The sequence below is a fragment of the Paenibacillus sp. FSL E2-0201 genome (assembly GCF_037963325.1).
Classification (GTDB): domain Bacteria; phylum Bacillota; class Bacilli; order Paenibacillales; family Paenibacillaceae; genus Paenibacillus_AQ.
This window is the reverse complement of sequence record NZ_CP150154.1, coordinates 5,389,586-5,408,274: the sequence shown is the minus strand read 5'-3', so window position 1 is coordinate 5,408,274 and position 18,689 is coordinate 5,389,586. Positions and strand designations below refer to the sequence as shown.

15 protein-coding genes and 1 tRNA gene are annotated in these 18,689 nt (G+C 46.3%); 15 read left to right on the top strand and 1 reads right to left on the bottom strand.

Annotated features, from left to right (window positions below):
- Positions 1–105 precede the first annotated feature (105 nt).
- From uxuA to pstA, 6 genes are all read left to right on the top strand, one after another.
- Complete coding sequence (gene uxuA / locus NSU15_RS24425) at positions 106–1,182, top strand: mannonate dehydratase (protein ID WP_339287843.1); 1,077 nt, start codon at positions 106–108, stop codon at positions 1,180–1,182.
- Entirely contained in the window at positions 1,183–2,805 is a 1,623-nt protein-coding gene (locus NSU15_RS24420) for a mannitol dehydrogenase family protein (RefSeq protein ID WP_042130661.1), read from the top strand.
- A gap of 243 nt (positions 2,806–3,048) precedes the next feature.
- The gene (locus tag NSU15_RS24415; RefSeq protein WP_042130660.1) at positions 3,049–4,485 is read left to right on the top strand and encodes a stalk domain-containing protein; all 1,437 of its coding nucleotides are present in this window, start codon (positions 3,049–3,051) and stop codon (positions 4,483–4,485) included.
- A 55-nt stretch (positions 4,486–4,540) separates the two neighbouring features.
- Positions 4,541–5,401 (top strand): phosphate ABC transporter substrate-binding protein, encoded by an 861-nt coding sequence (locus NSU15_RS24410; protein ID WP_042130657.1) that lies wholly within the window; start codon positions 4,541–4,543, stop codon positions 5,399–5,401.
- 82 nt (positions 5,402–5,483) lie between these two features.
- Entirely contained in the window at positions 5,484–6,431 is a 948-nt protein-coding gene (gene pstC, locus NSU15_RS24405; protein ID WP_042130655.1) for a phosphate ABC transporter permease subunit PstC, read from the top strand.
- Positions 6,428–7,303, top strand: a complete 876-nt coding sequence (gene pstA / locus NSU15_RS24400) for a phosphate ABC transporter permease PstA (protein WP_042130653.1) — start codon at positions 6,428–6,430, stop codon at positions 7,301–7,303. The genes pstC and pstA overlap by 4 nt, the downstream gene beginning before the upstream one ends.
- A gap of 1,520 nt (positions 7,304–8,823) precedes the next feature.
- On the opposite strand, the gene NSU15_RS24395 is transcribed toward pstA, so the two are convergent.
- Positions 8,824–8,897, bottom strand: a tRNA-Arg gene (locus NSU15_RS24395).
- 280 nt (positions 8,898–9,177) lie between these two features.
- On the opposite strand from NSU15_RS24395, the gene NSU15_RS24390 reads away from it, so the two are divergent.
- The 9 genes from NSU15_RS24390 to NSU15_RS24350 all read left to right on the top strand — a co-directional run bounded on the left by NSU15_RS24390 (position 9,178) and on the right by NSU15_RS24350 (position 18,089).
- Positions 9,178–10,023, top strand: coding sequence for a hypothetical protein (locus tag NSU15_RS24390; RefSeq protein WP_339287839.1), 846 nt, complete (start codon positions 9,178–9,180; stop codon positions 10,021–10,023).
- A 98-nt stretch (positions 10,024–10,121) separates the two neighbouring features.
- Positions 10,122–11,456 (top strand): trigger factor, encoded by a 1,335-nt coding sequence (tig, locus tag NSU15_RS24385; protein ID WP_042130649.1) that lies wholly within the window; start codon positions 10,122–10,124, stop codon positions 11,454–11,456.
- A gap of 285 nt (positions 11,457–11,741) precedes the next feature.
- Positions 11,742–12,332 carry an ATP-dependent Clp endopeptidase proteolytic subunit ClpP gene (gene clpP / locus NSU15_RS24380; protein WP_036685049.1) on the top strand — a complete coding sequence of 197 codons (591 nt, stop codon included), beginning with the start codon at positions 11,742–11,744 and terminating at the stop codon, positions 12,330–12,332.
- Between the two features lie 12 nt (positions 12,333–12,344).
- Positions 12,345–13,601 carry an ATP-dependent protease ATP-binding subunit ClpX gene (gene clpX / locus NSU15_RS24375; protein ID WP_042130648.1) on the top strand — a complete coding sequence of 419 codons (1,257 nt, stop codon included), beginning with the start codon at positions 12,345–12,347 and terminating at the stop codon, positions 13,599–13,601.
- A gap of 109 nt (positions 13,602–13,710) precedes the next feature.
- Positions 13,711–14,838, top strand: coding sequence for a flavodoxin-dependent (E)-4-hydroxy-3-methylbut-2-enyl-diphosphate synthase (gene ispG, locus NSU15_RS24370; protein ID WP_060621818.1), 1,128 nt, complete (start codon positions 13,711–13,713; stop codon positions 14,836–14,838).
- Between the two features lie 205 nt (positions 14,839–15,043).
- A complete protein-coding gene (locus NSU15_RS24365) occupies positions 15,044–15,355 on the top strand; it encodes a hypothetical protein (RefSeq protein WP_076147737.1) in 312 nt (103 codons plus the stop codon).
- Complete coding sequence (tnpB, locus tag NSU15_RS24360) at positions 15,349–15,696, top strand: IS66 family insertion sequence element accessory protein TnpB (RefSeq protein WP_076147734.1); 348 nt, start codon at positions 15,349–15,351, stop codon at positions 15,694–15,696. The genes NSU15_RS24365 and tnpB overlap by 7 nt, the downstream gene beginning before the upstream one ends.
- Before the next feature lie 64 nt (positions 15,697–15,760).
- Entirely contained in the window at positions 15,761–17,338 is a 1,578-nt protein-coding gene (locus NSU15_RS24355) for an IS66 family transposase (RefSeq protein ID WP_076147732.1), read from the top strand.
- Positions 17,339–17,417: 79 nt separating this feature from the next.
- A complete protein-coding gene (locus NSU15_RS24350; protein ID WP_076120458.1) occupies positions 17,418–18,089 on the top strand; it encodes a type IV toxin-antitoxin system AbiEi family antitoxin domain-containing protein in 672 nt (223 codons plus the stop codon).
- Positions 18,090–18,689: the final 600 nt, after the last annotated feature.

The following is an 18,689-nucleotide window of genomic DNA, read 5'->3' as shown; positions in this document are numbered from 1 at the left end:
TGTATTAAAGTCATTGACAAAATCCAATGTTTAACTCTAATATTTGAGTATAGTATCTTGTATACAAGATTTCGACACATGAAATTATAGGAGGTTTTTATCCAGATGAACATGACATGGAGATGGTATGGAGAAGGCAATGACAACATTACGCTTGATCATATCCGGCAAATTCCGGGGGTAATGGGCATTGTCTGGTCACTGCATCATAAGGTAGCGGGCGAAGTATGGGAAATGGATGAAATCCAAAAGGTTGCGGATCAAATTACGGGCAAAGGGTTTAGCACTGCCGTAGTAGAGAGTGTGAATGTCCATGATGATATCAAAATTGGACTCCCGACGCGTGATAAATATATCGATATTTACATAGATACCATCCGGAAGTTAGCCAAGGTCGGTACTAAAGTGATCTGTTACAACTTTATGCCGATCTTTGACTGGACTCGGACGGAGCTGTACAAGGAATTGCCGGATGGCTCAAATGCTCTTTTTTATGAAAATGCAGCCGTTAATGATAACCCTCGCGACATGGTGAATCGTATTCTGGAGGGGGCTGGCGAATTTACGATGCCTGGCTGGGAGCCGGAGCGTCTGGCGAAGCTTGATGAGCTATTCGCCGCTTATGCAGATGTAACGGAAGAGAAGCTGTTCGAGAACTTGGTCTATTTTCTGAAGCGCATTATTCCTGTCTGTGAAGAAGTCGATATCAAAATGGCTATTCATCCCGATGATCCTGCTTGGCCGATCTTTGGCTTGCCCCGCATTGTCCGCAGCCGTGATACGATCCGTCGTTTACTTGACGCAGTAGATAGTCCGTATAATGGATTAACCTTCTGCACTGGGTCGCTCGGTACGAATCCGAAGAACGATCTGCCGGCTATGATTCGGGAATTCTGTAATCGCATTCATTTTGCTCATATTCGAAATGTTAAGGTTTTTGAGAACGGAGATTTTATTGAGGTGTCTCATCGTGGACGGGATGGCAGTGTGGATGTGGCAGAGGTTGTTAAAGCGTATCATGAGAATGGATATACGGGGTATGTGCGTCCAGATCATGGTCGTCATTTGTGGGGTGAAGAGAAGACTTGCCGCCCGGGGTACGGGCTGTACGATAGAGCAATGGGGATCATGTATTTACTTGGTGTATGGGACAGTCTCGACAATACGATGGGGGTGAAGTGAATGCTGCTTCTGACAAGAGAGAGTATTCAATCATGTGCAGAGGCATGGAAGGACGCTGACGTGGAGCTTCCTCAGTTTGATTATAAGCAGGTGGCGGAGAATACGCGCGTTAGGCCGGAATGGGTTCATTTTGGAGCGGGTAATATTTTTCGTGGATTTGTTGCAAATGCTCACCAGAAGCTGTTGGAGCTTGGAAAAGCAGATACAGGTATTATCGCCGCTACCTCCTCAGACTACGAGCTGATTGACAAGATTTATAAACCGTATGATCATTTAACACTTCTCGTATTAATGAATGCGAATGGCGAGTTTACGAAAAAGGTCATCAGCAGCATTACCGAGGCTGTAATGGCGAACACAAATCGAGCGGAGGATTACTGCCGTCTGGTTGAAATTTTTGAGAATCCGAGCCTGCAGATGGCCAGCTTCACCATTACAGAGAAAGGCTACACTTTAACAGATGCTAATGGAAAGTACCTTGATATTGTGAAAAAAGATATGGAGCAAGGGCCGGAGCAGCCTTCCCACAGCATGAGTGTGATCGCTTCACTTGCTTACGGTCGTTATCTTAAAGGGCAGTATCCGATGACTTTTGTTAGTATGGATAACTGTTCACACAACGGGGATATGCTGAAGAATAGCGTGATTACAATCGCCAAGGCATGGGCTGTAAAAGGACTTGTGGAGGATGAATTCGTAGTGTATCTCGAAGACGAGAGTCGGATAACATTCCCTTTGTCGATGATTGATAAAATCACACCTCGTCCGTCCGAGGCTGTACGTAATGCCTTACAGGAGCAAGGGATTGGCGGTATGGACATACTTATTACCTCGAGAAACGCTCATACCGCACCTTTCGTTAACGCAGAAGTTAGTGAATATCTGGTTATTGAGGATAAGTTTACGAATGGGCGACCTTTATTAGAAGAAGCGGGCATTATATTCACTGATCGTGAGACCGTGAACCGAGTTGAAACGATGAAGGTTACGACCTGTCTGAATCCCTTACATACTGCCTTAGCGGTTACTGGCTGTCTACTAGGCTACACGCAGATTTCGGATGAGATGCAGGATCAGACCCTACGTTCATTAGTCGAGAGGATTGGGTACAAGGAAGGATTGCCTGTAGTTGTAGATCCTATCATTTTAGGACCACAGCAATTCTTGGATGAAGTGCTGCAAGAGCGACTCACGAATCCATATATTCCGGACACCCCGCAGCGAATTGCGACAGATACGTCGCAGAAGGTGGGCATTCGTTATGGGGAAACGATCAAATCCTATGTACTACGAGAAGATCTTAATCCAGCTGACTTGACGGCGATTCCATTAGCCCTTGCTGCATGGTGCCGCTATTTGATCGGAGTGGATGATGAAGGGAATTCATTTAAGCTAAGTCCCGATCCTCTAATGGAGTCACTTCAAGCACATCTGCAGGGAGTGACTTTGGGAGATTCGAACTCTAATGTGCACGAGATTTTAGATAATCAGAAGATCTTTGGTGTACCTTTATATGAAATCGGTCTGGGTAGCAAGATTGAAAGTTACTTCTATGAGATGCTCAAAGGCCCAGGAGCTGTACGGAGAACGTTGGAAAAGCATTTAAATGAAGAGTTAGTGTAGATCACATTTACAAAAAACCTCATGGAGTAAAGCTACTGCACCCCGCAGAGCAATACTCTATGAGGTTTTTTGGTGTCTAGTCCATTTGGTTTATCTAGATAGTGCAGTCTATTACGCTAATATACCTACTTTTTCAAAAAAATAATTATAGTTAATATTTCCATAACATTCCTCTGCAACAGAGTTGACAATTGTAGACGAAAATGACATTAGCAGTTACCTATACGAAAAGGGTGAATCTAATTGAAAAACAGTAAATGGATTAGCGCAACGTTGGCTTCAGCACTTCTTGCAACAGTAGGCGTTGGAAGTGTATCTGCAGCTAGCATCGGCAGTAATGTAAAATCTGTAGCTACCAATCAAGCCGCTGCAAAAACAGCAGTTAAAGAAGGTACAGCTACTTGGAATGTAAACGGTACGCCGATTGTGTTTAACACCATTAATAGCAGTGGTTACAAGCTGTACGCTCTGAATCAGGTAGCTGGTGAAATTGGAGCTAAGTTAGTACTTGGAGCTGGCGGGTTTGAACTTAATGACAGCAAAGGATTACATAATGTCCAACTCAAAACAGGCTCAAAGAGCTATCAAGTAGATGGTAATACCGATACGTTCACCGTTGCTCCAGTATTTTATAACGGTAAAACCTATGTGGAGCTTACTAAGTTAGTTTATGCATTAGGCGGAGAGCTGGATGCTGATGCTAGCACGATTCTAAGCTTTGCTCGTCCTGAAGGATTGTTTGATACTTTACACTGGACAGCAGCTGGAAATCTGATTGCGAACAAAAGTGATGCTGAAACTGCTCAACTTATCAAATTCAGCACTGAACCAGGTAACTACGAAGTATTTTCATCAAATGACAGTGCAGTGGATTTCTCGGTATCGCCGGATGGTCAGTGGGGAGCTTTCAACGATGAGACTGGTTTGTTGAATCTGATTAACCTGTCGAGCGGAGCTACTAAGATACTGGGTACTGATAATAGCGTAAAAACAGATCTGGTATGGTCTAACGATGGTAAAAGCATTTACTTCATCCAAGGAGACAAGCAAGAAAAAATTGCAAAAGTCTCAGTAGAAACTGGTGATGTAAAATCCGTATTGGCGGACAAAGTTGAAAATAAATCCGAACTGCGCATTTCCACTGACGAAAAGAGTGCCGTTTATATCGTTAACTTGACGGGTGTTGCTAAGAACGATGCGGACAGCACAGAAGATTCTCTTACTGTAGACTTCAGCTCTGCTGGAGAGCAGCTTTACAAGCTAGACCTGGCTACAAAAGATGCTAAACCAGCTGCACTGACAACTACACCGGATAACAAGCTGTACCCTGAAATTTCTGCTGATGGCAGCGTGGTTTATCTGAGCGCAGATGCTGAAGGTAACGCAGCTAACACATTGAAGGTTGTAAAAGCAGACGGAACAAGCAGCAAAATTGCACTTGATGTAGAAGTAACTTGGTCTACTGGCGTTAAGAACGGCTTGGTTGTGGCAGGTTCAGCGGCAGATGGAAGCACAGTAGTTTATTCCATTGATAACAATGGTGCTAAGACTGAGCTGTTCCGCTCCACTGAAGATGTATCTGAAGTAGCTGTTTCGAATGATGGAAGCAAGCTTGCTATCGTAAGTGACGGCGGTGTATGGGTAGTTCAAGGCGGTAAAGCCTTGCAACTGTCGAAATAATAAATATCCCTAATCATATTTTAACGGCGTAGAGCCGAGAGGAGAAATAATACAAATGAAGATTTTCAAAAAGCTAACAGTAACGGCTCTAACGGCTGTAATTGCGGTAACCGCATCTTTCGCAGGGGTTGCAGCAGCAGCTGATTCACTAAAAGGTAAAATCACAGTTAACGGTTCGACCGCACTTCTTCCATTGACGCTTCAAGCGGCAAAAGAATTCCAAAAGCTGCACCCTAAAGTGAAAATCGCAGCATCAGGTAAAGGTTCAGTAACTGGACCTCAAGCTGTTAAAAAAGGCATCGCCGATATCGGCGCTTGCGACTGGGATGCTAGCATCGACGTACCAGGCTTCAAAGCTTTTGACGGCCAAGTTGCGAACAAAGTAGCTGTTATTCCTTTTGCTACAATCGTGAATAAAAATGTTGGCGTAGATAACCTTACAACTGAACAACTTAAAGGCATTTTCGCAGGCAAAATCACGAACTGGAAAGAAGTAGGCGGTTCTGATGCTGATATCGTAGTTATCACTCGCTCTTTCGGTTCCGGTACACGCGTTAACTATCAAGCTAAAGCTTTGGATGGCGGAGAAATCGTTAAAAAAGCTAAGAACTACAAAGAAACTGGTTCTTCCGGTGACATGAAAACAGCAGTAGGCACAACTCCTAACTCTATCGGTTATATCGACCTTGTATATGTAAGTGGCGACGTAAAAGCAGTTAAACACAACGGTGTAGCTGCTACTACAGACAACGTAATCAATGGATCTTATAAGATCTGGGCTTACGGTTACTACATGACTAAGGGCCAACCTACTGGCGCAACAAAAGAATTTATCGAATACGTACAAAGCAAGAAGTTCCAACAAGGTTCCCTGAAAAAGCTTAAATTCATTCCGATCGCAGCAATGAAGGGCTAATATCATCTAAAGATCATATTGAACGGTAACAGCGGCCAGCTCCGATCTTGATACGGGGGTGGCCGCTTACAGGAGGGAAAGTATGGGGGCACCAGTCCACGGCTTGGCAACTAGGGGAAAAGAGAGCGTAACGCAGGTTACCGCTAACTCCAAACGTCATGGTAGACATTTGTTTAGCAACAAATTGTTCAAGTTTTATTTTCTATTCAGCATTCTCGCGCTTTGTTTCGTGCTTGGACTTGTAATTCTATTTATCGGCAAAACGGCTATGCTTCTGTTCGGCCATCTCTCGCCTGCGGACTTTTTCTTTTCCTTTAATTGGACGCCGGAAGAGGATTCTTTTGGAGCGGCTGCCTTTATTGTAAATACACTTTCTCTAACTGCATTGACACTGCTGATCGCAGTTCCTATCTCGGTGGGGATGGCGGTACTTTGTGCAGAGATTGCTCCAAAATGGATGAAGACTTTCATCCGTCCAGTGCTAGATTTGTTAGTAGGTATTCCTTCAATTGTTTACGGATATATAGGCTTAACGGTATTACTTCCTTTCTTGCGCAGGATTAGCGGGGAGAGCTTAGGTGACGGCTTGTTAGCAGCTGCACTTGTGCTCGCATTAATGGTGCTGCCAACGATTTGCCGAATCAGTGATGATGCCATTGTCTCTGTGCCGCGCAAATATCGGGATGCAGCATATGCTCTTGGATCTACCCGTTTACAGGTAATCATGCGTGTAATACTGCCTGCGGCTAGCCGGGGAATTATCTCTGCGGTTATTCTGGGTATGACTCGTGCTGTGGGTGAGACGATGGCTGTAGTTATGGTTATCGGGAATACACCGCAATTGGCGAAGACGTTATTCACGCCAGCATCGGTGCTGACTAGTAACATCGTTATGCAAATTTCTAATGTAGAGTTTGACTCTACTTGGAACTATGCGCTACATATGATGGCATTTCTCTTGCTAGTAATATCATTTGTATTAATTCTGATTATCCGCGTGTTGGGTAGAAAAAGGAGGGATGCAGCGTGAACGGATTCGCAAGTACAAAGCATACCGCGCGTGCCCAAAGAAACAATAAAATCGCGACCATCGGGTTTTATACGTTAGGGGCTTTAGTCATGCTGCTGATCTTCTGGCTGCTCTTCACGATTCTTAGTAAAGGTCTACCGGCACTTCGGCCCGATTTCCTGATTAAACAACCTGAAGAGATTGATGCAGGTGGTGGGATTGGCCCGGTGTTGTTCAACTCCTTTTACATTTTGTTTATCTCGCTGATTATTTCTGTTCCAATTGGTTTGGGTGCGGGAATCTATATGGCTGAGTATGCGCCAGATAATAAGTTTACAGGGGCACTACGTATTTGCGTAGAATCACTGTCATCGGTTCCTTCGATTGTGTTCGGTATGCTCGGACTCGCGATTTTTGCGGAATATTTCGATATCGGTCTTACGATTCTTGGCGGGGGCGTCAGCTTGGCGCTACTGAATCTACCTATGCTTGCGCGAGTGACAGAGGAAGCGATACGTGCCGTTCCTGGGGATATACGCGAGGCTGGTTATGCGCTTGGGATGACTAAATTCCACGTGATCCGCACGGTAGTCCTACCTGTTGCAATGTCTGCCATCGTTACTGGGATTTGTCTTGTTGCTGGACGCGCCTTCGGGGAGTCTGCGGTTATTATCCTTACCGCCGGTCTCAGTACCTCAGGTGAAATGTGGGACTTCAATCTGTTCTCACCGGGTGAAACCCTGGCCGTACACCTCTGGTATGTACAATCCGAGGCGATTGTAGAAGATGCACGTCAAATTGCTGATAAGTCGGCAGCGGTACTTGTATTTGTAGTTTTGTTTATCAATTTTGTATTTCGATTCCCGCTGTGGTTGGGAAATCGCCGGAAGTAATGAAGTAGGGTCTACGGGGGAACCTGTAGGCCTTTATTTGTTTGTAAGGTTTGATGGGTTGCTGAAGGATGGATGATTAATGGATTGCTGATAGATTGTCGACGGATTGATGGGTTATTGGTGGGGCATTAATGGAATGAAGTTGTTTATTCGTAATTAGGGAATATCTCCCTATAATTCAGTGCTTTATCGTCTTTGGAAGCATAATTAGGGAAATCCTCCCTCTAATATCCTTGATTTACACCTAAATAGAGGGTTTTAGGTAATATTTAGGGAGGATTTCCCTAAAAAGTTTGTTTTTTAGCGATTACAGGCGAATTTCAGGGAGAAATTCCCTAATGTTATAATATCGGCAGGATATAACCCATCCGATCTGTTTGCGGAAAATCCACCCTAAGTAAGCTCCAAAAACTGAAAGTTCCTCATCCAGTTAAACTGCCGCGAATCCGAAATAAGTAGCTCATAACCCGCCACCGTCGAGCCTCTAGTTCCCTCAACCAATCTAGTTAATCGAGCGTACCTAGCCGTCACAGCACCTTAGGATACTTTGAAGAACACCAACCATACTCGCTCCTGTTCCAAGTTCTTTAAACCAATCTAGTTAATCGAGCGTACCTAGCTGTCACAGCACCTTAGGATACTCTGAGGAACGCCAACCGTACTAGCTTCAGCCACGAGTTTCTTAACAAACCTAATGAGTTGAACGTAACACATCTATATATACATTCAAGGATACTTTGAAGAACGCCAACCATACTCGGCCCAGTTCTAAGTTCCTTCAATCATTCTAGTTTATCGAGCGTAGCTGTCGTCACAGCACCTTAGGATACTCCGAGGAACACTAACCACGCTCGCTCCAGTTCCAAGTTCTTTAAACCAATCTAGTTAATCGAGCGTACCTAGCTGTCACAGCACCTTAAGAACTTTGAAGAACGCTAACCATACTCGCCCTCAGTTCCAAGTTCCTTTAAGCAATCTAGTTAATCTAGCGTACCTGTCGTCACAGCACCTTAGGATACTCTGAGGAACGTCAACCATACTCGCTCCAGTTCCAAGTTCCTTCAATTAATCTAGTTAATCGAGCGTACCGCCGTCACAGTACCCTAGGATGTACCGAAGAACGCCGGCCATACTCACTCCAGTTCCAAGTTCCTTCAACCAATATAGTTAATCGTGCGTACCTAGTCGTCACAGCATCTTAGAATGCTTCTAATAAGCCTCTAATAACAACAATCGCTATCATCCCAGCCACATATTATTCAACAACCTGTCGGATAATTAGCATTACATTTTACGTCTGAAGAACCGAGTATTCTTTAAGCATATACGTCGAGTGTTTTTACCGCAGAACGCAATAACAGCCTCCCCGAAGGAAGGCTGTTATGCTGATGTCGCGTACGGGATGCAGCCCTAATGGGCTGACGCGAAGCGGACGTTTTCGATGTTCACTCCGAAGACCCCGGTGCTTCACATCCCCTGAACGCAGAAACAGCCTTCCCGAAGGAAGGCTGTTTCACTGACGTCCCGGAAGGGATTCGAACCCCTGACCGTGCGCTTAGAAGGCGCATGCTCTATCCAGCTGAGCTACCGGGACATGAATGATGGCTGAAAAGCAAGCAGGATTTATCTTATCATATGCGTTAAAGTTTTTCAAGCTGTTTTTTAAAAAGAGTACGGGGTATGCTATAATCTACAATTATTAAGTTTCGGATGAAGCTTAAGGTCTTAATAACATTTATGACGTTTTAGAATTCAATTCACATAATTAGCTATAAGGAGGTGCCCTCATTAAAGATTCAGATTCCCCCGCCACAAAAGAAAATATCGTCCTGTTTCCCAAAACACTGGACTATTATCAAATCCAGCTTACGGTGATGCTGGAGAGTGAACGGTACGGGGAAGCGATGGAACTGCTTCGTTTTTTGCTGCAGTGTCAAGGACAGGAAGAGCGGAATTACGAGGAATGGCGGTCTCTGCTGGAATGGCTGGAAACGGCGTTCCCCTATGCGTCCCAGAATGGAGATGCAGAAGGAGCCGTTCACCCCGAAGACGAAGATTTAAGAGAAGAAGATATGGCCCGTCTTTTGGCCAAATCAAAAATGACCGAGGATGCGGGGTACCCTCAAAAGCTGCTGCAGCGGGTAATGAATGAGCCGCTGTCAGAGGCGACAATCCTAGCACTAGAGCAGCTTTCTTATCTGGAAGGCGGCGGAGTCGATGAGGCGCTGACGGCTTGGCTGCAGGGGGATAATGTTCACCCACTGCTGCAATTTCGGACCCTGCAGACCCTTCGGCGGCGTGGGATGCAGGGTACTGTCAATCTGATTCGTGGTCACGAAACAGCAATCGTAGAGATTGAAAGTGTGCCGCTGCAGACCGAGGATTTTCCACCGCAGGTGAGTCAGGTGCTGGAGCGGGTAGCCGAACAGGCGGAGGTACACGAGCCTACGCTGTATTATTTTGCACAGGAGCTCTGGGGTCAGTTCGTCATGTCGATTTATGGATCGGAAGAGTATCGGAAATTACTGGATGGAGAAGATGCGCTGCTGGATATTTGGGCAGGGGCGTTACACCAGTTTGTATCTGAGAGCTTAAACGGTACACGGCAAGAGGAGGAGACTCGTGGAATGTACGGCATTACAGACGGCATGCGCTTTCAATTTGAGGGAGCTTATCGTGCGATCAAGGGTTTTGTAAAGACTTCTCTACTTGATAAATAAAGTAATGTTGTATATAATATAATGGTTATTCTGTGCGTGGATTGTATCATTTTTTGAAGTAAACTTGTGAACCTATATTTTGGAGGGAAAAGTATAATATGAAAGCAACATGGGAAAAAATAGAGAAGAACCTTGGAGTTCTTGAAGTAGAAGTTGACGCAGAACGCGTTGCAGCAGCACTCGATAAAGCTTTTAACAAAGTCGTTAAGAAAGCTAACGTACCAGGCTTCCGTAAAGGTAAAGTGCCACGCCCGATCTTTGAATCCCGTTTTGGTGTAGAAAGCTTGTACCAAGATGCAATCGACATTCTTCTTCCTGAAGCTTACGGTGAAGCAGTTGAACAAACTGATATCTTCCCTGTAGACCGTCCTGAAGTTGATATTGAGCAATTTGCTAAAGGTCAATCCTTTATCTTCAAAGCGAAGATCACGGTTAAACCTGAAGTGAAGCTTGGCGATTACAAAGGTCTGGAAGTTCCAGTACAAAAAGCTGAAGTGACTGAAGAAGAGCTGAGCGCTGAGCTTGCTCGTCTGCAAGAGCGTCATGCTGAACTCGTTGTAATTGAAGAAGAAGCAGCAGCTAACGGCGACATCGCTGTGATCGATTTTGACGGATACGTTGATGACGTAGCGTTCGAAGGCGGAAAAGCTGAGCGTCATTCTCTTGAGCTTGGTAGCAACTCCTTCATTCCTGGATTTGAAGAGCAAGTAGTGGGAATGGCCACTGGAGATTTCAAAGATATCGAAGTTACTTTCCCAGAAGAATATCATGCAGAGAACCTTGCGGGTAAGAAAGCAGTATTCAAAGTGAAACTGCACGAAATCAAACGCAAACAACTTCCTGCACTCGATGATGAGTTCGCTAAAGATGTAAGTGAATTCGAAACTTTGGAAGAGTACAAAGCGGATCTGAAAGCTCAGCTCGAATCCCGTAAACAGGATGAACTGAAAGGTCTTCGTGAGAACGCAGTTGTTGATAAAGCAGCAGCAAACGCTGAAGTTGAGATCCCAGAAGCAATGATCAACAGTGAAGTTGAGAACATGGTTCGTGATTTCGACACTCGTCTTCGTCAACAAGGTATGAACATGGATATGTTCCTTAGCTTCTCCGGTCAAACACGTGAAGACTTGCAGAACCAAATGAAAGGCGATGCTGAAAAACGCGTTCGCAACAACCTGGTACTGGAAGTTATCGCTAAAGAAGAGAACATTGAAGTTTCTGAAGAAGAAGTTAACGAAGAGTTGGCTACTATGGCTGAAGCTTACAAACGTACTCCTGAAGAAATTCGCAGCATCTTGGCAGCTAACGGTTCCCTGGGCAGCTTGAGCGAAGAACTTTCTTTGCGCAAAACCATTGATTTCCTTGTTAGCAACAGTGTAGAAGTTGAAGCAGTAGAAGAAGCACCAGCTGCTGAAGACACTAAAGCTGAGTAAGATTTTTTTAACACTACCTAGAACGGCCAAGTAAGTCGGCCTCCATACAGATATGATAAGGCACGTAAGTTTCGTTACGTGCCTTATTTTTATCCTCGGCCACAGATATATGTGAGTACATAGGTATTCGTATGAGCGTATGGTATTGAAAAAATGGCGTGACAATCATTATTGACAAGCAGTGGACAGGTCTGCTGTAGTGAAAAAATGACATCGAGCCGTGAACGTGTTAAAATATTTTTGAAACGATAAGACTAATCTGTATAGAGAAAAGAGGTTGGTGGCATGAGTCTGGTACCAATGGTTGTGGAATCAACAAGTCGTGGGGAACGTTCATACGATATCTATTCCAGATTGCTCAAGGATCGCATTATTTTCTTAAGCAGTGCGATTGACGATGATGTCGCCAATCTGGTTATTGCTCAACTGCTGTTCCTTGCAGCAGATGATCCCGAGAAGGACATTCACTTGTACCTCAACTCACCCGGTGGTTCAGTAACAGCCGGCATGGGTATATACGATACGATGCAATATATCAAACCGGATGTTTCAACCATTTGTGTAGGAATGGCGGCAAGCATGGGATCGCTCCTTCTAACAGCTGGGGCTCCGGGCAAAAGATATGCGCTGACTAACAGCGAAGTTATGATTCATCAACCGCTCGGTGGTGTTCAAGGTCAAGCGTCCGACATTTGGATTCATACCGATTGGATCCTCAAGACGAAACAGAAGTTGAATCAAATTTATGTAGATCGCACAGGTCAGCCCCTTGAAAAAATCGAACGGGACACAGACCGCGATAACTTCATGAGCGCGGAAGAAGCCAAGGAATATGGGCTTATTGACCAGGTTCTTTCTTCACCGATGAAATCTTAAAGGGGTGGTTAGATGTTTAAATTTAATGATGAAAAAGGGCAATTGAAATGTTCTTTTTGCGGCAAATCACAAGAGCAGGTTCGTAAGCTTGTAGCAGGACCGGGCGTTTATATATGTGACGAATGTATCGAGCTTTGCACGGAAATCGTGGAAGAAGAGCTCGGTCATGAGGAAGAGCTTGATCTGAAGGATATCCCAAAACCAAAGGAAATCCGCGACATTTTGGATCAATATGTAATCGGTCAAGAACAAGCGAAGAAATCGCTGTCTGTTGCGGTTTACAATCACTATAAACGTGTGAACAGCCAAAGCAAGATCGAAGATGTTGAATTGACAAAGAGTAATATTCTCTTGCTTGGTCCAACAGGTTCGGGTAAAACCTTGCTTGCACAGACGATGGCGAAGATTATCAACGTTCCTTTTGCTATTGCAGACGCTACTTCCCTAACGGAAGCTGGGTATGTCGGCGAGGATGTTGAGAACATTCTGCTTAAGCTGATTCAAGCAGCAGATTATGATGTGGAGAAAGCCGAACGCGGCATTATCTATATTGATGAGATTGATAAAGTGGCACGTAAATCCGAGAACCCGTCCATTACTCGTGACGTATCCGGTGAAGGTGTTCAGCAAGCGCTTCTGAAGATTCTGGAAGGAACAGTTGCTTCTGTACCTCCACAAGGTGGTCGTAAGCATCCTCATCAAGAGTTTATTCAAATTGATACGACGAACATTTTGTTCATCGTTGGCGGTGCCTTTGACGGTCTGGAGCAAATGATTAAACGCCGTATCGGTAAAAAAGTCATTGGCTTCAACGCAGCGGTTGAAGGACAAAAGGATCTCAAGCCTGGCGAATATTTGTCGATGGTATTGCCTGAAGACTTGCTCAAATTCGGATTAATTCCTGAATTTGTAGGCCGTCTACCGGTTATCTCGACTTTGGAGCCGCTTGATGAGAATACGCTGGTGCGTATCCTTTCCGAGCCTAAGAATGCACTCACGAAACAATACATCAAGCTGCTGGAAATGGATAACGTAGCGCTGAAGTTCGAACCGTTGGCACTTGAAGCAATTGCCAAGGAAGCGATCAAACGCAATACGGGAGCCCGTGGATTGCGCGCGATTATTGAGAGCATCATGCTTGATGTGATGTATGAAGTTCCTTCACGCGATGATATCAAGGATTGTGTGATCACGGAGCAGGTCGTTCAAGAGAAGGCTTTGCCTGAATTGAACCTTAAGAAAGATAAGAAGAAAGAGGAAAGCGCGTAAGTCGCTTACCTTAACAATACATGTCACTGTCTCCACCTTTCTTCCGCTTATCCCGCTTCACTAGCGGTTGCGAAGGGGTGGAGCTTTGGCGTTATGGGGGAGAAAAATCATGTTCTTGAGACACCAAACCCGTCCTGTCAATGTTGGCGGGCTCATTATTGGGGGAAACAACGAGGTTGCGATTCAAAGCATGTGTACAACCAAAACAGCTGATGTGGAGGCTACTGTAGCCGAAATTTTACGGCTTGAGGAAGCAGGCTGCCAACTGGTACGCGTTACTGTCAACAATGAAGAGGCAGCCGCCGCGATTAAGGAGATCAAGAAGCAGATTCATATCCCACTCGTAGCGGATATTCATTTTAACTATAAGCTCGCGCTGATGGCTATTGAGAACGGCATCGATAAAGTACGGATTAATCCGGGGAATATCGGTCGTCGGGAGAAGGTAGAAGCGGTAGTTAAAGCGTGTAAAGAAAAAGGAATTCCGATTCGGATTGGTGTAAACGCCGGTTCTTTGGAGAATCATCTCTTGGAGAAATACGGATACCCGACTCCAGAAGCTATGGTAGAAAGTGCGTTATACCATATTGGCATTCTGGAAGAGCTGGATTTCCACGACATTATCGTTTCGCTAAAAGCATCCGATGTGCCTATGGCCATCGAAGCTTACCGTCAGGCTGCGGAAGTCATTCCTTATCCGCTGCACCTTGGGATTACAGAATCCGGCACCTTGTTTGCCGGTACAGTAAAAAGCTCCGCGGGTATCGGTGCACTGCTCTCTATGGGCATCGGCAGCACCCTGCGTATCTCGCTTAGCGCTGATCCAGTGGAAGAAGTTAAGGTGGCACGCGAGCTGCTGAAGACCTTTGGTCTGATCTCTAACGCGGCAACGCTGATCTCTTGTCCAACTTGCGGCCGACTGGATATCGATCTTTTCTCCATCGCTAATGAGGTGGAAGAATACATTTCGAAGCTTAAGGTGCCTATTAAAGTTTCCGTGCTTGGCTGCGCCGTTAATGGTCCTGGTGAGGCACGTGAAGCAGATATCGGTATTGCTGGTGCCCGTGGGGAAGGTTTGTTGTTCCGTTACGGACAAATGATTCGTAAAGTCCCTGAAGCGGAACTAGTGAACGAGCTGAAGAAGGAAATTGATGCGATTGTTGTGGCGTATGAGGAAACTGGTGAAATTCCAGGCCGTGCACACGCTAATCTTGCACCTCCTGTGCAATCGAAGTAATCTGGTCTTTTACGAATTTATGATTCGTTAATAATAGGTGGCGAAGAACGCCCTGTTACACCCCGGTTTATCTGGTGGTGGGAACGGGGCGTTCTTTTTTTTACGTGAAATTAATTTTATAGGTAAGCGTCAAACCTAGCCCACCTGTAAACCCAACGCCAGCCATGAGATCATAGGCATATCTTAAATCAAGGAGATCTGCCAGATGACCAATGCCGAACAACGCCAGTATGAGTGGACAGAACGCATCAGGGACTATCGGACCAGTGGCCTTTCCATGTCTGCCTGGTGCGAAGCACAGGGCTTGACCTTACATCAATTGAAATATTGGCTCCGCAAAATCGATTCCAGCCAGCCTTGCTCTTCCTCCCCTTCCTTTATTCCGGTGACCGTTTCTCCGCGTTCCTCGTCTTCCTCCTTGACGCTTCGTATCGGTCCGGCCTCTCTTGACGTACAGACAGGTTTTTCTCCTGAACTGCTTCGTCAAGTGGTTCAAGCGCTGGAGGCCTTATGCTGACGCTGCCGGAAAAGGTCTATTTAGCCGGCGGCAGCACAGATTTACGCAAGTCCATCGACGGCTTGGCCGCCCTGGTTCAGGAGCGATTTCAGCTCGATCCGTTCGCGCCTTGTCTGTTTGTCTTTTGTAACCGTCAGCGCGACAAACTCAAAATGCTCTACTGGGAACATAATGGCTTCTGGCTGCTGTACCGCCGCCTGGAACGAGGAACCTTCCAGTGGCCGGGCCCTGGCGACTCGCCGGTTGCCCTTTCCTTTCGCGAACTTCGCTGGCTCTTGGATGGGCTTTCCCTTCACCAGCGGCAGGCCCATAAACAGGTCAAGGCTCAGACCGTCGTTTAACGGATTTTTCATTTTTGCAGGCCTGGTAGCAGGGAAATCATCCGTGTTGTCGAAATTTTAGGGTATGGAAAATCAAGCGAACCCCTCATCTACAATAGAAGAACTCCAACAACAAAAGGCCAAGCTGGAACAGCAAAATGCCGAATTGACCGCTAAACTTCAGTGGTACGAGGAACAGTTCCGTCTGGCCCAGCATAAGCGCTTCGGCACCTCCAGCGAGAAGACCCATCCGGATCAGCTCGAGATGAACCTGTTCAATGAAGCCGAGGTGTTAGCGACCCCGGCTTCCGAAGAGCCGCAAACCGAGACCCTTACCTACAGCCGCAAGAAATGGACGGACACTCGCGAGGCCAAACTGGAGAAATTACCTATCGATACCCTTCACTATGAACTGCCTGAAGAGGAGCAGGTTTGTGCGTGCTGTGGCGGAGACCTTCATCCTATGAGCACGGAGACCCGCAACGAAATCACCGTGATTCCAGCAGAAGTCAGAGTCTTGCGTCACATTCGGCAGGTGTATGCCTGCCGCCGGTGTGAACGCGAAGCGATTCAGACTCCAATTGTCACAGCTCCTATGCCGAAATCGGTCTATCCCGGCAGTCTGGCTTCACCGTCCATTCTGGCGCATGTCATGAACCAGAAATATGTGGAGAGTCAGCCTCTCTACCGCCAGGAGCAACAGTTTGCCCGGCTCGGGCTGACGCTCTCGCGGCAGACCCTGGCAAATTGGATGATGTATGGGGCAGATCAATGGCTGACGCCGCTGTTTGAGCGAATGAAAGAACATTTGCTAGGGCAGGAGATTTTGCATGCGGACGAAACGACGCTGCAGGTGCTGCGGGAGCCTGGAAAGTCCGCCGAGTCGCAGTCGTACCTGTGGTTGTATCGGACCGGACGCAGTGGACCGCCCATCGTGTTGTACGAATACTGCAAGGCGCGTGGCGGGGAGCATCCCCGAAATTTCCTGGCCGGATTCAGGGGATACCTGCACGTGGATGGATACCCTGGCTACCATAAGGTAGCCGGGGTGACTCTGGTCGGGTGCTGGGCCCATGCGCGCCGCAAGTTTGACGAAGCGCTGAAGGCCTTGCCCGCCTCCGAAGCCAGGATTGGAACGGCTGCGCAGCAGGGACTCACCTTCTGCAATCAGTTGTTCGCGGTGGAGCGAGAACTGAAGGATGCGACGCCGGAAGAACGAGAGAACGTCCGAATGGAGCGCAGCCGCCCGATTCTGGATGCTTTTTCAGTATGGCTGCGTCAGCAAAAGTCTCGCGTCCTGCCCAAGAGTGCCCTGGGCCAAGCGATCACTTATTGCCTGAATCAATGGGAGAAGTTGTCCGCTTTCCTGAAGGACGGACGCCTGGAGATCGACAATAACCGCAGCGAACGGGCGATTAAACCGTTTGTGATTGGACGCAAAAACTGGCTTTTTGCCAACACCCCACGCGGAGCCAAGGCTAGTGCAGTCATCTATAGCGTGATGGAAACGGCAAAAGAAAACGGACTGAATCCGTTCCAGTACTTGAAGTTTCTATTTGAACAGCTTCCACAACTCCCTGATCTGAAAGATCCAGAAGCGCTGGACCCGTTCTTGCCTTGGTCAGCCGCTTTGCCACCGATCTGTCGGGTATTGAAATCCTAACCTCATTCTAAAATCGAGCCCTCATCTTGGTGTCAAGGTGTGGGCTGTTTGACGCTTACTTTTATAGGGGGAACATCGAATGAATTATGAACAAGCCCATGAAGCATTTATAGAGCGACATCTAACAAGCAGGACAGGTGAAAGGCGGAGGAGGTTGGAGAGAGGGCATCGACATGCCGAAGAAATGTTTTTACAGAATGTATGGTGGCCACTTCGTGGGGATTTCAATGATCTCCATCCGGAGTATGAGGTGCTGGATTGGCGCGGACGATCATACTTTGCTGACTTTGCGTATTTGCCAGGACCAGTGAAGCTGTTGTTCGAGATCAAGGGTTATACAGCACATGTACGAGACATGGACCGACAAAAGTATAGCAATGAGCTGAATCGTGAAACTTTCCTGTACGGGATGGGGTACCAAGTAATTTCATTTGCCTATGATGATGTGAACGAGCGGCCTGATTTATGCATCACATTGCTGACTATGGCGCTAAGTCGACATCAGGTTGTTAGTGCACCGGGCGGTAGACTTCTACTCGCTGAGAAGGAAATTATCCGTTTAGTTGTCCGTAAAGCTGGGACAGTGCGTCCAAAAGATGTGTCAGATTACTTTGGGTTAGATCCCAAGACTGTACGAACGATGTTAGTTAATTTATGCGAAAAAGGCTGGCTGGCTCCAGTAAGAAGGGGAGTTGGTGTTAAAAATATTGAGTATAAACTGGCACGTGATGTTCTTTATTATTGGGATTGAGCAGAATGTAGCAAAGTGTGAAGTAGTGACAAGTAATTAGGGAAATTCTCCCTGATCTATGCATGATATTGCTCGAAATGGGCTAGATTGCGGAAAAACTCCCTAATTAATGGGCGATTTCCACGTTTTGAGCTTTCTGAGCGAATAATCAGGGAGAAATTCCGCAATTGTCAGCGTAGAGGGCATATATAACGAATAATCAGGGAGGATTTCCGCAATTATCGGCAATCGGCATACTATTCTGAAGGTTTCTTTGCGTTCTTAGTAAGTGTGATGAATGGAGCAAAGTTTGGTTACAGAGGGCTGTAGAGTAATTAAGGTGCTAACCCATCTGAAGGTTGCTTTGCGTTCTTAGTAAGTGTTGAGAATGGAGCAAAGTTCGGATACCGAGGGCTGTAGAGTAATCAAGGTACTTACCCAACAAAAGGTTACTTTGCGTGCTTAGTGAGTGTGATGAATGGAGCGAAGTTTGGATACCGAGGGCTGTAGAGTAATCAAGGTACTTAACCATCTGAAGATTACTTTGCGTGCTTAGCAAGTGTGATGAATGGAGCAAAGTTTGGTTACCGAGGGCTGTAGAGTGATCAAGGTACTTACCCA

Excerpts from the sequence above, each read along its gene's own strand:
- NSU15_RS24410 (WP_042130657.1), top strand. The coding sequence starts at position 4,541 with ATGAAGATTTTCAAAAAGCTAACAGTAACGGCTCTAACGGCTGTAATT.
- NSU15_RS24420 (WP_042130661.1), top strand. The coding sequence starts at position 1,183 with ATGCTGCTTCTGACAAGAGAGAGTATTCAATCATGTGCAGAGGCATGG.
- uxuA (WP_339287843.1), top strand. The coding sequence starts at position 106 with ATGAACATGACATGGAGATGGTATGGAGAAGGCAATGACAACATTACG.
- NSU15_RS24365 (WP_076147737.1), top strand. The coding sequence starts at position 15,044 with ATGACCAATGCCGAACAACGCCAGTATGAGTGGACAGAACGCATCAGG.
- tig (WP_042130649.1), top strand. The coding sequence starts at position 10,122 with ATGAAAGCAACATGGGAAAAAATAGAGAAGAACCTTGGAGTTCTTGAA.
- pstC (WP_042130655.1), top strand. The coding sequence starts at position 5,484 with ATGGGGGCACCAGTCCACGGCTTGGCAACTAGGGGAAAAGAGAGCGTA.
- tnpB (WP_076147734.1), top strand. The coding sequence starts at position 15,349 with ATGCTGACGCTGCCGGAAAAGGTCTATTTAGCCGGCGGCAGCACAGAT.
- ispG (WP_060621818.1), top strand. The coding sequence starts at position 13,711 with ATGTTCTTGAGACACCAAACCCGTCCTGTCAATGTTGGCGGGCTCATT.
- clpX (WP_042130648.1), top strand. The coding sequence starts at position 12,345 with ATGTTTAAATTTAATGATGAAAAAGGGCAATTGAAATGTTCTTTTTGC.
- NSU15_RS24390 (WP_339287839.1), top strand. The coding sequence starts at position 9,178 with ATGCTGGAGAGTGAACGGTACGGGGAAGCGATGGAACTGCTTCGTTTT.
- NSU15_RS24355 (WP_076147732.1), top strand. The coding sequence starts at position 15,761 with ATGGAAAATCAAGCGAACCCCTCATCTACAATAGAAGAACTCCAACAA.
- NSU15_RS24350 (WP_076120458.1), top strand. The coding sequence starts at position 17,418 with ATGAATTATGAACAAGCCCATGAAGCATTTATAGAGCGACATCTAACA.
- clpP (WP_036685049.1), top strand. The coding sequence starts at position 11,742 with ATGAGTCTGGTACCAATGGTTGTGGAATCAACAAGTCGTGGGGAACGT.